13 protein-coding genes and 1 rRNA gene are annotated in these 13,328 nt (G+C 69.9%); 5 read left to right on the forward strand and 9 right to left on the reverse strand.

What is annotated here, in order from left to right; genetic code table 11:
• Both ACWEQO_RS00005 and ACWEQO_RS00010 read right to left on the reverse strand, forming a co-directional pair.
• A 16S ribosomal RNA gene (locus ACWEQO_RS00005) occupies positions 1-93 on the reverse strand; the annotation flags it as partial.
• A gap of 559 nt (positions 94-652) precedes the next feature.
• Positions 653-1,264: a DNA-3-methyladenine glycosylase gene (locus ACWEQO_RS00010; RefSeq protein ID WP_452977133.1), complete on the reverse strand. Its 612-nt coding sequence runs from the start codon at positions 1,262-1,264 to the stop codon at positions 653-655.
• A 281-nt stretch (positions 1,265-1,545) separates the two neighbouring features.
• On the opposite strand from ACWEQO_RS00010, the gene ACWEQO_RS00015 reads away from it, so the two are divergent.
• The 3 genes from ACWEQO_RS00015 to ACWEQO_RS00025 all read left to right on the forward strand — a co-directional run bounded on the left by ACWEQO_RS00015 (position 1,546) and on the right by ACWEQO_RS00025 (position 3,614).
• A complete protein-coding gene (locus ACWEQO_RS00015; RefSeq protein WP_452977136.1) occupies positions 1,546-2,328 on the forward strand; it encodes a sporulation protein in 783 nt (260 codons plus the stop codon).
• 41 nt (positions 2,329-2,369) lie between these two features.
• Positions 2,370-2,909, forward strand: coding sequence for a YbhB/YbcL family Raf kinase inhibitor-like protein (locus ACWEQO_RS00020; protein ID WP_452977139.1), 540 nt, complete (start codon positions 2,370-2,372; stop codon positions 2,907-2,909).
• A gap of 198 nt (positions 2,910-3,107) precedes the next feature.
• Entirely contained in the window at positions 3,108-3,614 is a 507-nt protein-coding gene (locus ACWEQO_RS00025; protein WP_361463054.1) for an HNH endonuclease, read from the forward strand.
• A gap of 93 nt (positions 3,615-3,707) precedes the next feature.
• Here ACWEQO_RS00025 and ACWEQO_RS00030 read toward each other — a convergent pair whose 3' ends face one another.
• The 3 genes from ACWEQO_RS00030 to ACWEQO_RS00040 form a co-directional block, all read right to left on the reverse strand.
• A complete protein-coding gene (locus ACWEQO_RS00030) occupies positions 3,708-4,667 on the reverse strand; it encodes an SPFH domain-containing protein (RefSeq protein ID WP_452977142.1) in 960 nt (319 codons plus the stop codon).
• A 147-nt stretch (positions 4,668-4,814) separates the two neighbouring features.
• Complete coding sequence (locus ACWEQO_RS00035) at positions 4,815-5,246, reverse strand: NfeD family protein (RefSeq protein WP_361462255.1); 432 nt, start codon at positions 5,244-5,246, stop codon at positions 4,815-4,817.
• A 104-nt stretch (positions 5,247-5,350) separates the two neighbouring features.
• Positions 5,351-6,148, reverse strand: coding sequence for an ABC transporter ATP-binding protein (locus ACWEQO_RS00040; protein ID WP_361462252.1), 798 nt, complete (start codon positions 6,146-6,148; stop codon positions 5,351-5,353).
• 152 nt (positions 6,149-6,300) lie between these two features.
• On the opposite strand from ACWEQO_RS00040, the gene ACWEQO_RS00045 reads away from it, so the two are divergent.
• On the forward strand, positions 6,301-7,089 hold the full coding sequence (locus tag ACWEQO_RS00045; RefSeq protein WP_452977147.1) for a hypothetical protein: 789 nt from the start codon (positions 6,301-6,303) through the stop codon (positions 7,087-7,089).
• Positions 7,090-7,183: 94 nt separating this feature from the next.
• Here ACWEQO_RS00045 and ACWEQO_RS00050 read toward each other — a convergent pair whose 3' ends face one another.
• The 3 genes from ACWEQO_RS00050 to ACWEQO_RS00060 all read right to left on the reverse strand — a co-directional run bounded on the left by ACWEQO_RS00050 (position 7,184) and on the right by ACWEQO_RS00060 (position 9,449).
• Positions 7,184-7,429: a chaplin gene (locus ACWEQO_RS00050; RefSeq protein ID WP_109383206.1), complete on the reverse strand. Its 246-nt coding sequence runs from the start codon at positions 7,427-7,429 to the stop codon at positions 7,184-7,186.
• Between the two features lie 198 nt (positions 7,430-7,627).
• Positions 7,628-8,269, reverse strand: a complete 642-nt coding sequence (locus ACWEQO_RS00055) for a response regulator transcription factor (RefSeq protein WP_361462246.1) — start codon at positions 8,267-8,269, stop codon at positions 7,628-7,630.
• The gene (locus ACWEQO_RS00060; RefSeq protein WP_361462244.1) at positions 8,262-9,449 is read right to left on the reverse strand and encodes a GAF domain-containing sensor histidine kinase; all 1,188 of its coding nucleotides are present in this window, start codon (positions 9,447-9,449) and stop codon (positions 8,262-8,264) included. Before ACWEQO_RS00060 ends, ACWEQO_RS00055 begins: the two co-directional genes overlap by 8 nt.
• Before the next feature lie 472 nt (positions 9,450-9,921).
• Here ACWEQO_RS00060 and ACWEQO_RS00065 point away from each other — a divergent pair, with 472 nt between their 5' ends.
• Complete coding sequence (locus ACWEQO_RS00065) at positions 9,922-10,665, forward strand: transglycosylase SLT domain-containing protein (protein WP_452977152.1); 744 nt, start codon at positions 9,922-9,924, stop codon at positions 10,663-10,665.
• A 117-nt stretch (positions 10,666-10,782) separates the two neighbouring features.
• Here ACWEQO_RS00065 and ACWEQO_RS00070 read toward each other — a convergent pair whose 3' ends face one another.
• Complete coding sequence (locus ACWEQO_RS00070; protein ID WP_452977155.1) at positions 10,783-13,320, reverse strand: FHA domain-containing protein; 2,538 nt, start codon at positions 13,318-13,320, stop codon at positions 10,783-10,785.
• Positions 13,321-13,328 lie beyond the last annotated feature (8 nt).

Below are 13,328 nucleotides of genomic sequence, written 5' to 3' on the forward strand. Positions count from 1 at the left end.
TAATCCGCCCCCGAGGGGGCTTCATCGTTCGACTTGCATGTGTTAAGCACGCCGCCAGCGTTCGTCCTGAGCCAGGATCAAACTCTCCGTGAATGTCTACCGGTGCTCCGGTGTCACACACGGGAGCGGTGCGGGGGGAGGAATAGTCCCCTCGCACACAGCGTCCTCGCTGTGATTTTTCTTCAAAGGAACCGCGGCCATCCGGGATCGGATGGTCGGGGTATCAACATATCTGGCGTTGACTTTTGGCACGCTGTTGAGTTCTCAAGGAACGGACGCTTCCTTCGTACTCACCCTGGCGGGTTTTCCTCCGGGCGCTCCCCTTCGGTCTTGCGTTTCCGACTCTATCAGATCTTTTTCTTCGAACTGACCCCCAGTCAGCGGGGTTGCCGTCGACTTAGGGGCTTTCGCCCGTCGGCCTTTCGACATTCACTACGTTAGCCGATTCCCTCGCTCGATTCATGATCGGGCTTCCGGGTCCGGAATTCAGACATGCGAGCATGACGAATTCGACCCCGATGAGGGGCGATCTTAAGTAGTGGGTTGGCCGCTCCGGCTGCAGGCGATTGCCGTACCCGGTTCAGCGGCTTGGGCCACGTTACGCGTCTCCCAGGTGAGAGTCAACCTCGCCGGAGAGGTGCAGCACAGCGGCTCAGGCACTGCCGGATGTCCTGGCTCTCGGGCTCAGCCGGTACGCCGAGACCGTGGGGTCGTCGGCGAGGTAGAAGCGGTGCTGCCAGTCATGGGCTCTGCTCACGCCCACCCGAGGGCCGACCCGGATGAGTGCGACGGGTACCGGCTCGCCCTCGGTCAGCACGACCGAGGCGCCCGTCAGCAGGGCCGCGCCGTTGTGTTCCGCCGTGATGCCGAGCGCCCGGCAGAAGTTCCCCGGGCCACGTGCAAGGCGTGGGCTCTCGACCTTCGTCCCCCGCCGCTCGCGCGCCAGGTCTTCCCCTTCGACGACCCTGCCCGCGCGGATGAGGACGGCCGAGGCGATGCCGTCTGTTCCGGTGACGATGTTGGCGCACCAATGGAGACCGTGGGACCGGTAGACGTACAGATGTCCCGCGGCCCCGAACATGACGGCGTTGCGGGGGGTCCTGCCCCGGTAGGCGTGGGAGGCGGGGTCGGCCGCACCGGAGTACGCCTCGGTCTCCGTGATGGTGATGCTCACGGTTCCCTCGGGGGCCTCGTGGGTGAGGACGGCACCGAGCAGCTTGGGTGCGACTTCTTCAGCGGGGTGAGCGAGATCCACAACGTTCATGCTGATCGGCTTGACATGCCGTAGGCGAAGTAAACGTCCCCCTGCTCGGGGGTGGCCTCGAGGAGAGGGCGGTCGGAGGACTTCCTGGGCGGGGGCGTACGGTCAGGGGTCGCGATCATGGCGTCCGAGCGTACTCCTGTCGGCTGCTGCCACGGGGTGGTCACCGGGCACCGCCCTTGCCGGGGTGACGGACACGGAACCGGCCAGGGCCGGATCGCGTTGTTAGGGATCGAAGGTCCACGCGTGGCAACGACGCGGTAGAGGACGACAAGGGGAGAGACATGGCGTTCAAGAAGCTGCTCGCGAGCCTGGGAGCCGGCGGGGCTTCGGTCGAGACGGTGCTGCACGAGGACAACGTCGTTCCGGGTGGGGTCGTCCAGGGTGAGGTGCGCATCCAGGGCGGGACCGTGAACCAGCAGATCGAGGGTCTGTCGGTCGGGCTGCAGGCCAAGGTCGAGGTGGAGAGCGGCGACCAGGAGTACAAGCAGAACATCGAGTTCACCAAGTCGCGGCTCGGCGGCGCCTTCGAGCTCCAGGCGGGCGCGGTGCACGCGGTGCCGTTCGGGCTGGAGATCCCGTGGGAGACGCCGATCACGATGATCGACGAGCAGTCGCTGCGCGGGATGAACATCGGTGTGACCACGGAGCTGGCGATCGCGCGGGCCGTGGACTCGGGTGACCTGGACCCGATCAACGTGCACCCGCTGCCGGCGCAGAAGGCGATCCTGGACGCGTTCATCCAGCTGGGCTTCCGGTTCAAGAGCGCGGACATGGAGCGCGGGCATGTCCGCGGGACGCGTCAGCGGCTGCCGTTCTACCAGGAGATCGAGTTCTTCCCGCCGCAGCAGTACCGGGGGCTGCACCAGGTCGAGCTGACCTTCGTGGCCGACGAGCAGGCGATGGACGTCGTGCTGGAGATGGACAAGAAGCCCGGTCTGTTCAGCGAGGGCAGCGACACGTTCCGGTCGTTCCAGATGGGGCTGCACGACTACCAGGGCACGGACTGGGCGGCGTACCTCAACCAGTGGCTGTCGGAGGTCGGCAGCAAGCGCAACTGGTTCTAGGCTCGGCTCCGACTGAACGCAATCGATCAGGAGGTACCGAGGTGACCGAGCTCGAGCGACGTCCGCTCCCCCATGACTTCCACCCGCCCGTTCCGTCGTTCACGGTGACGAGCGAGGACGTCGAGGAGGGCGCGACGCTCCGGGACGCCCAGGTGCAGGCGGGCGGCAACACGTCGCCGCAGCTGCGCTGGTCCGGCTTCCCGCCGGAGACCAGGAGCTTCGCCGTGACCTGCTACGACCCGGACGCCCCGACGGGCAGCGGGTTCTGGCACTGGGTGGTGTTCGACATCCCCGCCTCGGTGACCGGGCTGCCGGCCGGCGCGGGCAGCGGCGGGTTCGAGGGGCTGCCCGAGGGCGCGGTTCAGGCGCGCAACGACTACGGCACCAAGGACTTCGGCGGGGCCGCGCCGCCTCCTGGGGACGGACCGCACCGGTATGTGTTCACGGTGTACGCCGTGGATCAGGAGAAGCTCGGTCCGGACTCGGACGCGTCCCCTGCCGTGGTGGGCTTCAACCTGCGGTTCCACACGCTCGCGCGGGCCCAGCTGATCGGTGAGTACGAGGTGCCCGCCGGCTCCTGAGCCGATCCCGGCGTTCACGGAACGTTTGCCCGCCCCTGGTCTTGGAATTGATCAGGGGCGGGCATTTTTGTTGCCGGGAGCGCGGAGGTCGCCTCCCGTCGAAGCAGCAGATATTGCGTTGTCCATCCCGGCGTGCCCGGCCAGAGTTGATCCCAGCCCGCCGAGGGGTGGGCCGGTGCACACGGGAGGTGGGCTGGTATGCGGGACACGCTGGTGCTGAACGCGAGCTTCGAGCCGCTGTCGACGGTGACGCTGAACCGAGCCGTCGTTCTGGTGCTCCAGGACAAGGCGGTCGTCGAGCAGGCCCACCCCGAACTGCGGATGCGGGGGGCCGAGGTGGACATACCGGTGCCACGGGTGATCAGGCTCTGCCAATACGTCAGGGTGCCGTTCCGAAGACGGGCGCCGTGGTCGAGGCGGGGTGTGCTGGTGCGGGACCGGCACCGGTGCGCGTACTGCGGGCGGCGGGCCACCACCGTCGACCACGTGGTGCCGCGGTCGCACGGCGGGCAGGACACCTGGCTGAACACGGTGGCCTCGTGCGCGGAGGACAACCACCGCAAGGCGAACCGGACTCCGGAGCAGGCGGGGATGCCGCTGCTGCGGCAGCCGTTCGAGCCGACGCCTGCGGACGCGATGTTGCTCGCGCTGGCGAAAGACGACCTCGAGGCGCTGCCGGACTGGCTGGCGCTGGACGCGGCGTAGGGGTTTCTCCGTGGGGGGGGGCGGGGGTCCCGGTTTCGGACAGGTCCCGCACCCCTGCAGGGGTGCGGGACCTGTCCGAAACGGAAGCCGCCGTCAGTCGATGGAGGGCTTCTCGCGGCGCTCCGTGGCGCCGCCGGAGGCGCCGCCGGAGGTGCCGTTGCCGCCCTGATTGCCGCCCAGGCCGCCGAAGTTGCCCATGGCCCCGGAGAGTCCCTTGAGCGCGTCGCCGATCTCGCTGGGGACGATCCAGAGCTTGTTGGCGTCGCCCTCCGCGATCTTCGGGAGCATCTGGAGGTACTGGTAGGAGAGCAGCTTCTGGTCGGGGTCGCCCGCGTGGATCGCCTCGAAGACCGTACGGACGGCCTGGGCCTCGCCCTCGGCCCGCAGGGCGGCGGCCTTGGCCTCGCCCTCGGCCCGCAGGATCTGGGACTGCTTCTCACCCTCGGCGCGCAGGATCTCGGACTGCCGGACACCTTCGGCCTGGAGGATCGCGGCGCGCTTGTCGCGGTCGGCGCGCATCTGCTTCTCCATCGAGTCCTGGATGGAGGTGGGCGGCTCGATCGCCTTGAGTTCGACGCGGTTGACGCGGATGCCCCACTTGCCGGTGGCCTCGTCGAGGACGCCGCGCAGGGCCGCGTTGATCTCCTCGCGGGAGGTCAGGGTGCGCTCGAGGTCCATGCCGCCGATGATGTTGCGCAGGGTGGTGACGGTGAGCTGCTCGATCGCCTGGATGTAGCTGGCGACCTCGTAGGTCGCGGCCCGGGCGTCGGTCACCTGGTAGTAGATGACGGTGTCGATGTTGACGACCAGGTTGTCCTGGGTGATCACCGGCTGCGGCGGGAACGGGACGACCTGTTCGCGCAGGTCGATCCGGTTGCGGATGGTGTCGATGAACGGGACGACGATGTTCAGGCCCGCGTTGAGTGTCCGCGTGTAGCGGCCGAAGCGCTCGACGATGGCTGCGCTGGCCTGCGGGATGACTTGGATCGTCTTGATCAGGGCGATGAAGACCAGCACCACCAGGATGATCAGGACGATGATGATCGGTTGCATCGTCGGTTTCCCGAACCCTTCTTCGCCTCGGCGTCTTCGTCAGATCCTGTACCGCTTGCGGATCTTGCTGTCGAGTCTGACAGACCGTCGTGCAACTCGTTGGCCGTTCCGCTCAGTTGTTGTCCTGTCCGAGCCGCTGGTGCGGCATCACATGACGATCGCCGTGGCTCCCTCGATCTCCACGACGTCCACTTCCTGGCCCACTTCGTGGACCCGGGCGGCGTCGAGGGAGCGTGCCGACCAGATCTCGCCGGCCAGCTTGATCCGGCCGCCGGAGCCGTCGACCCGTTCCAGCACCACGGCCTGCCTGCCCTTCAGGGCGTCGACGCCGCTGGCGAGGTGGGGGCGTTGTACGCGCTGTCTGTTCGCGATGGGGCGTACGACGGCGATGAGGGCGGTCGAGACGACGGCGAAGACCACGACTTGGGCCACGGCGCCGCCGCCGAAGATTCCGGAGACCACCGCCGCGGCGACGGCGCCCACCGCGAGCATGCCGAGTTCGGGCATCGCGGTGATCACCAGCGCGATGCCGAGTACCGCCGCGCCGATCAGCCACCACAGCCACGCATCGATGTCCACAGGGGCATGGTAGAACCGCGGGCCCGGTCACCGACAGGGCGCCGGGGTATTCGAAGGGGCCTTGCGGGCCCGGTTTCTGAGTGGACGGAACCCACCGGCCGGGTTCAGGCCATCGGGAGGCCCTGCGCGGTCCAGCGGTCGCCGACCTGCTCCACGACGAGCGGGAGGCCGAAGCAGAGGGAGAGGTTGCGGGAGGTGAGTTCGAGCTCCAGCGGACCGGCGGCCAGGATCTGGCCCTGGCGGATCATCAGGACGTGGGTGAAGCCGGGGGCGATCTCCTCGACGTGGTGCGTGACCATGACCATGGAGGGGGCGATCGGGTCGCGGGCCAGGCGGCCGAGGCGGCGCACGAGGTCCTCGCGGCCGCCCAGGTCGAGGCCGGCGGCGGGCTCGTCGAGGAGCAGCAGTTCGGGGTCGGTCATCAGCGCGCGGGCGATGAGGGTGCGCTTGCGCTCGCCCTCGGAGAGGGTGCCGAACCTGCGGTCGACGAATTCGGACATGCCGAGGCGGTCGAGGAAGGCGCGGGCGCGCTGTTCGTCGATGTCCTCGTACTCCTCCTGCCAGCCGGCGGTCATCCCGTAGGCGGCGGTCAGCACGGTCTGCAGGACCGTCTGGTTCTTGGGGAGCTTGTCGGCCATTCCGTTGCCGGCGATGCCGATGCGCGGGCGCAGTTCGAAGACGTCGGTGCCGGGGGTGCCGAGGGTCTCGCCGAGGATGGTGGCGGTGCCCCTGCTCGGGAACAGGTAACTGGAGGCGATGTTCAGCAGGGTGGTCTTCCCGGCGCCGTTGGGACCGAGGATGACCCAGCGCTCGCCCTCCTTCACCGTCCAGGAGACCTGGTCCACCAGAGCCCGGCCCTCGCGGACCACGGATACGTCCTGAAGCTCCAGAACATCGCTCATGAGCGCGTTGTCTCCCCTTGCAGTGTGGCCGGGTTCTCGGCTCTGTCGTACGCCTGTGGTCGGTCCGCCGCGCCCGCGGGCGCGGCCCTCCATGAAATCTACGCCACCGGTCGGCCCGGACATCCCCTCGGTCCTGTCCTTAGGGTGGGGGCATGCTCTCGGAACCACGTTCAGGACGCCTCGCCTCTTGGGGAAATGCCCTCATTGCCGGTCTTGTCTCGCCGGACGACGCCGTGCTCGCCATCGTCGGCGAGGACGCGGTGCACCGGGTGGAGGGGGTGCCGGGTGAGTCCGCGCCGGTGGGTCTCACGCTGGCGCTGGGGCGGCTGCGGACGCTCGGGGTGACCGGGCTGAGGGTCGCGCTGCCCACGCCCGGGCATCCGCTGGGGCTGAGCGGGCCGCCGGAGTTCAACGCGCGGGCGCTGGAGGCCGGGGAGGCGGTGGTCGGTCACGGGGCCGCCTTCGGGCTGGTGCCGCGGGTACGGGAGGCCGGGCCCGCGGGTGATGTGCATGTGGAGGTCGTCTGGCACTGCCTGGCGGTGCGGGAGGCGCCGCCCGCCGACGTGCCCTCGCTCGGCGAGGCGGAGCGGGAGCTGGCGGAGGCGCTGAGGGAGGCGACCAAGGTGCTGACGCGGCTGGACGTGGCCGGCTCGGGTCCGGTGGCCGAGGCCGCGATCGACGCGTACCGGGCCCGGGCGGAGCCGAGCCGTGAGGTGCTGGCGCCGGGATACCCGCCGCGAGCGGTGCGGGTGCTGGAGCTGGCGCGGCGGGTGGGCATGCTGGTCTCGCTGGCCGGTGCGAACGGGCACGGGGGCGCGGTGAGCGCGTCGGAGATGGCGGCGCGCGGGGAGGCCCTGCGGCCGGTGGAGCGGACGGCCCGGCGGGCGCAGGTCGCGGCGTACAACTCCGTCGTGGAGGAACGGGAGCGGGGGCTCGGGTGAGTCCCGGTCCTCCGCGGTGACCGGCACGGGCAGAGCGAGCGGCCTCCCGGGTGGGGCCGGGAGGCCGGGAGCGTCACCGGTGGGGTGACGGGCGTCAGCCGTTGACGGCCACGTTGCCGAAGGCGGGGTTCAGCAGGCCGATCACGTTGACGCTGTTGCCGGACACGTTGACCGGGACGTCGACCGGGACCTGGATGACGTTGCCCGAGACGACGCCCGGGGAGCCCACGGCCTTGCCGCCGGCGTGCGCGCCGTCGGTGGCGGAGGCCATGCCCGTACCGGCGGCGAGCAGACCGCCGGCCACCATCGTCACGGCCGCTGCCTTCTTCAGGTTCTTCACTTTCCGAGCCCTCCTCGCGGTCACCGCGGCAGGCGCCGCGGTACGCACTGGAGAACGGCGGGAAGCCGAAGAAGGATGCGCCATCCGGGGGACATTCCCACTACGGTATGAATCTCGCACCGGAGGGGAACCGTCCGCCCGGCCCGATACGTCACGGGGCGGCCTCCCCCGGCTCACGCGCTCACCCCGCCCGGGTGCTCAGCCGCTCAGGCCGTGGCGCACCGCCCACAGGGCGGCCTGGGTGCGGTCCGCCAGGTCGAGCTTCATCAGGATGTTCGAGACGTGCGTCTTCACGGTCTTCTCGGAGAGGACCAGGGCGCGGGCGATCTCCCGGTTGGAGCGGCCGTCCGCTATGAGGCCGAGCACCTCGCGCTCCCGCTCCGTGAGCGAACCGGCCCGGCCCTGGCCGGAGTGGGTCTCCTCCTGTGCCAGCAGGGCGCCGGCGACCTCGGCCTGGAGGAGGACGTGTCCGGCGTGCACCGAGCGGATGGCTCCGGCGAGCGCGTCGGGGTCGATGTCCTTGTACACGTATCCGGCGGCGCCCGCGCGCAGGGCCGGGACCACGGTGCGCTGCTCGGTGAAGCTGGTGACGATCAGCACGCGCGCGGGATGGTCCAGTTCGCGGAGCCGGCGCAGGGCCGCCACACCGTCCATGCCCGGCATCCTGACGTCCATCAGGATCACGTCGGGCCGCAGCTCCCCGGCGAGGGCGACTCCTTCGGCGCCGTCCGCCGCCTCGCCGACGACCTCGATGTCGTCCTGCACCTCGAGAAAGGTGCGCAGCCCCCGGCGGACCACCTGGTGGTCGTCGACGAGCAGCACCCTGATCGCGTCAGCCACCGGGGACCTCCATCTCGATCGTGGTGCCCTTGCCGGGCGCCGATTCCACGGTCAGGCTGCCGCCGACCCCGTTCGCCCGGTCCCGCATGGAGACCAGACCGAGATGCCGTCCGGCGCTGCGGATGATCTGCGGGTCGAAGCCCTTGCCGTCGTCGGTGACCCGCAGCACGGCGCCGCTGCCGCGGCGGCCCAGGGTGACGTCGACGCGGTCCGCCCCCGAGTGCCGCAGGGCGTTGTGCAGCGCCTCCTGGGCGACGCGCAGCACGGCCTCCTCCTGCGCGGCGGGCAGGGCGCGCGCACCGTGCCCGGTGAAGGTCACCCGCGCGGTGTGGGCGCGGTCGAGGACCTGGATCTGGGTGCGGAGGGTGGGGACGAGGCCGTCCTCGTCGAGGGCCGCGGGGCGCAGCTCGACGACCGCGGCGCGCAGCTCGTCGGCGGCCTCGGCCGCCAGGGCGGCCACCTGCTGGAGTTCCCCCTTGGCCCGGGCCGGGTCGCGGTCCACGAGGCGGGCGGCCGCCTGGGCGGTGAGGCGCAGGGAGAACAGCTTCTGGCTGACGGCGTCGTGCAGTTCGTGGGCGAGGCGGGAGCGTTCCTCGGCGATGGTCAGTTCGCGGCTGCGCTCGTAGAGCCGGGCGTTGGTGAGGGCGATCGCCGCGTGCTGGGCCAGGATGCCCAGCACGTCCTCGTCGTCCTGGGTGAACCCGCAGGTGCCCTCGGGTGCGGGGCACGGGAGGCCGGAGGGGTCCTGGGGGTCCTCTCCCTCGGGGGTCAGTTTGTTGGCCAGGAACAGGGCGCCGATGACCTCGTCGCCGTCGCGGATGGGCAGGCCCAGGAAGTCGACCAGATCGGGGTGGGCACTGGGCCAGCCCCCGAAGCGGGGGTCCTTGCGTACGTCGGCGAGGCGCTGGGGCCCGTCCTCGCGGAGCATCGCGGCGAGGATGCCGTGCTGGCGCGGGAGGGGGCCTATGGCCTTCCACTGGTCGTCGCTGACGCCGTCGACCACGAACTGGGCGAAGCCGCCGTGGTCGTCGGGGACGCCGAGCGCGGCGTACTCGGCGTCGAGCAGTTCGCGGGCCGAGGCGACGATCGTCTTCAGGACGTCGCGCACCTCGAGGTGCCTGCTCATGGCCAGCAACGCGGTGCTCACCGCGGCGAGGCCGGACCGGGGGCCGTGGTTCATGTCCTCACGGTACCGGCGGGCGCCGGCGCAGCGGATCCGACCGGTGGTGGCGGCGGACCGGGCCCGAGGTCCTAGGACCTCCGGTCCTCCCGGAGCGGCCCGGGCCCTTTCGCGAGCCGGACCGGGCCCCGCCACGCCCTTCACACAGAGTCTTGCGTCAGCAACTCCTGGTAGGAGCGGTGGCGGCCCGGTGTGAGGCCGGGCATAGGGCGCACATCACGTACGAAGACGGATAGGAGGGGTATAACGGTCATCCGACCGGCGAGCACAGTCCCTTCTGCACCGTTTTGACCTCCCCTGATCCACTACCCGGCTTCGTACGTCACACCTTTGCCCAGCCATTTTGCGACCGCTAAGAATGGCTGCCGTCGCTCAGCGCCGCGGGTTCCGTCCGCGGCGTTCGTGCCGGAGAAATCCCTGTCCCCACCGGACGTCGAGCGACCTCCGCGCTATTCGAAGAGGTCCATCACCCATGTCGAAGAACTTCCTCGCCCGAGGTCACATTCGCGCTCTGAGCCGCCGCCACAAGATCGCCACCGCCGGTGTCGCCGCCCTCGGTGCCGCCGCCATCGCCTTCTCGGCCACGCCCAGCGACGCGTCGACGACCGTCACGAGCGAGGCCGCTCCCACCGCGCAGGTCGCCTACAGCACCGAGCCGATCAAGGACGTCAAGGGCACCGTCACCGACCGGCTCGCCGTCTCCGGTGTGAAGACCGAGCAGATCGCGGCGAAGAAGCAGGCCGCGGCCGACGCCGCCGCCGAGAAGCAGGCCGCCGCGGCTGCCGCGAAGGAGCAGGCCGCGAAGGAGCAGGTCGTGCAGGAACGCGAGGCCGAGCAGGCCGCCGACCGCTCCGCGCAGCGGGCCGAGGTCGGCAAGGCCGCCCCGCAGACCTACGGCGACAACCTGGACGGCTGGATCCGCGAGTCCATGGACGTCATGAAGAAGCACGGGATCCCGGGTTCGTACGAGGGCATCCACCGCAACATCATCCGGGAGTCCTCCGGCAACCCGCTGGCCATCAACCTCTGGGACATCAACGCCAAGAACGGCATCCCGTCCAAGGGACTGCTGCAGGTGATCCCGCCGACGTTCGAGGCGTACCACGTCCCGGGTACGCCGAAGGACATCTACGACCCGGTCGCGAACATCACCGCCGCCTGCAACTACGCGGCCGACCGGTACGGCTCCATGGACAACGTCTACAGCGCGTACTGAGGTCGGCGCGGACCTCTTCACGCGCTCCGACGCGCCCGGATACGCCGAAGGGCGGCACCCTCCTGACGGGGTGCCGCCCTTCGGGCGTACGGCGCGCGAACGGCCGCGCCGGTCGCGTCACTTGCGCATGACCTCGGGCTCGTGGCGGCGCAGGAAGCGGGCCACGAAGAAGCCGCAGATCACGCCGAGGGCGATGAGCGCGCCCATGTCCATGAGCCAGGCCCCCGCCGTGTGCTCCCACAGCGGGTCGGGGTCACCCGCGGTCTCCGGCGGGCTGATCTTGTTGAAGTCCAGCGTGGCTCCGGCGGCGGCGACCGCCCAGCGCGACGGCATCAGGAACGAGAACTGGTTGACGCCGATCGAGCCGTGCAGCGCGAACAGGCAGCCGGTGAAGACGACCTGGACGATCGCGAACATCACCAGCAGCGGCATGGTCTTCTCGGCGGTCTTCACCAGCGAGGAGATGATCAGGCCGAACATCATCGAGGTGAAGCCGAGCGCCATGATCGGGATGGACAGCTCCAGCAGCGTGAAGCCACCGAGCACCAGCCCCTCCTCGGGGAGCTCCCGGCTGGAGAAGCCGATGACGCCGACCATCAGGCCCTGCAGCACGGTGATCGCTCCGAGCACGAACACCTTGGACATCAGGTACGCCGAGCGGGACAGGCCGGTCGCGCGTTCCCGCTCGTAGATGACCCGTTCCTTGATCAGCTCACGTACGGAGTTCGCGGCACCGGCGAAGCAGGCGCCGACCGCGAGGATCAGCAGGACCGTGGTCGCCGTTCCGTTCGGGATGAGCCGGCCGGTCTGCAGGTCGGGCGGGTTCGGCAGCAGACCCTTTTCGGACTCGATGAGCAGGCTGACCGCGCCGAGGACGGCCGGCAGGATCACCGTCAGGGCGAGGAACCCCTTGTCGGAGACGATCACCGAGAGGTAGCGGCGCACCAGGGTGGTGAACTGGGACATCCAGCTCTGCGGCTTCGGCGGCTTCATCGCCTGCATCGCCGGGACCTGTACGGACTGCGGCGCGACCGCGTCGATGTCCGCCGCGTACATCTGGTAGTGCTGCGAGCCCTTCCAGCGGCCCGCCCAGTCGTAGTCGCGGTAGTTCTCGAAGGCGGAGAAGACGTCGGCCCAGGTGTCGTAGCCGAAGAAGTTCAGCGCCTCCTCGGGCGGACCGAAGTAGGCGACCGAGCCGCCGGGCGCCATCACCAGGAGCTTGTCGCAGATCGCCAGCTCGGCCACCGAGTGGGTGACGACGAGGACGGTGCGCCCGTCGTCGGCGAGCCCGCGCAGCAGCTGCATGACGTCGCGGTCCATGCCCGGGTCGAGGCCCGAGGTCGGCTCGTCGAGGAAGATCAGCGACGGCTTGGTGAGCAGTTCCAGCGCCACCGAGACCCGCTTGCGCTGGCCGCCGGAGAGCGACGTGACCTTCTTGTCCTTGTGGATGTCCAGCTTCAGCTCGCCCAGCACCTCGTCGATGCGGGCGGTGCGCTCGGCGGCCGTGGTGTCGGCCGGGAAGCGGAGCTTGGCCGCGTAGCCGAGGGCCTTCTTGACGGTCAGTTCCTTGTGCAGGATGTCGTCCTGCGGGACCAGACCGATGCGCTGGCGCAGTTCGGCGAACTGCTTGTAGAGGTTCCGGTTGTCGTAGAGGACCTCGCCCTGGTCGGCGGGCCGGTAGCCGGTGAGCGCCTTGAGCAGGGTGGACTTGCCGGAGCCGGACGGGCCGATGACCGCGATCAGCGACTTCTCCGGGACGCCGAAGGAGACGTCCTTGAGGATCTGCTTGCCGCCGTCGACCGTGACGGTGAGGTGGCGGGCCGAGAAGGACACCTCACCGGTGTCGACGAACTCCTCGAGCCGGTCGCCGACGATCCGGAACGTCGAGTGGCCGACGCCCACGATGTCGGCCGGGCCGAGCAGTTGCGTGCCGCCCTTGGCGATCGGCACACCGTTGACGTAGGTGCCGTTGTGCGAGCCCAGGTCGCGGATCTCCATGCGGCCGTCGGGCGTCGCGTGGAACTCGGCGTGGTTGCGGGAGACCTGCAGGTCGGAGACGACCAGGTCGTTCTCCAGGGCACGGCCGATACGCATCACGCGGCCGAACGAGAACTGGTGGAACGTGGTCGGGCTGCGGTCGCCGTACACCGGCGGCGCCCCCGCCGCGCCACCGGGGCCCTGCTGCTGCGGGACGTACGGCGCGGACCGCTGCTGCGGCACCGGCTGCTGCGGCTGCGCCTGCTGCTGCCAGCCGGCCTGCGCGGACTGCTGCTGGTGCATCTGCTGCTGCCCCTGCTGGACCCAGCCCGGGACCGCCCCCTGCGCCTCCTGCGCCGCGTACGGCTGCGGCGAGGCGGCCCAAGCCGCGGCGGACAGGGTCACCCGCGGCCCGTCGGTCGCATTGCCCAGGTTCAGCGCCGTCTCGGAGCCGATCTCCAGATGACGGATCCGCTGTCCCTGCACGAACGTGCCGTTGGTGCTGCCGTGGTCCTCGACGACCCAACTGTGGCCGTTGAAGCTGATCGTGGCGTGTCGCCAGGAGACCCTGGCGTCGTCCATCACGACGTCCCCCTGCGGATCGCGTCCCAGGGTGTACGACCTGGACGGATCGAGCGTCCAGGTCCGTCCGTTTGATTCCAGTACGAGTTCCGGCACTCCATGCC

Source organism: Streptomyces sp. NPDC004051 (assembly GCF_053604275.1).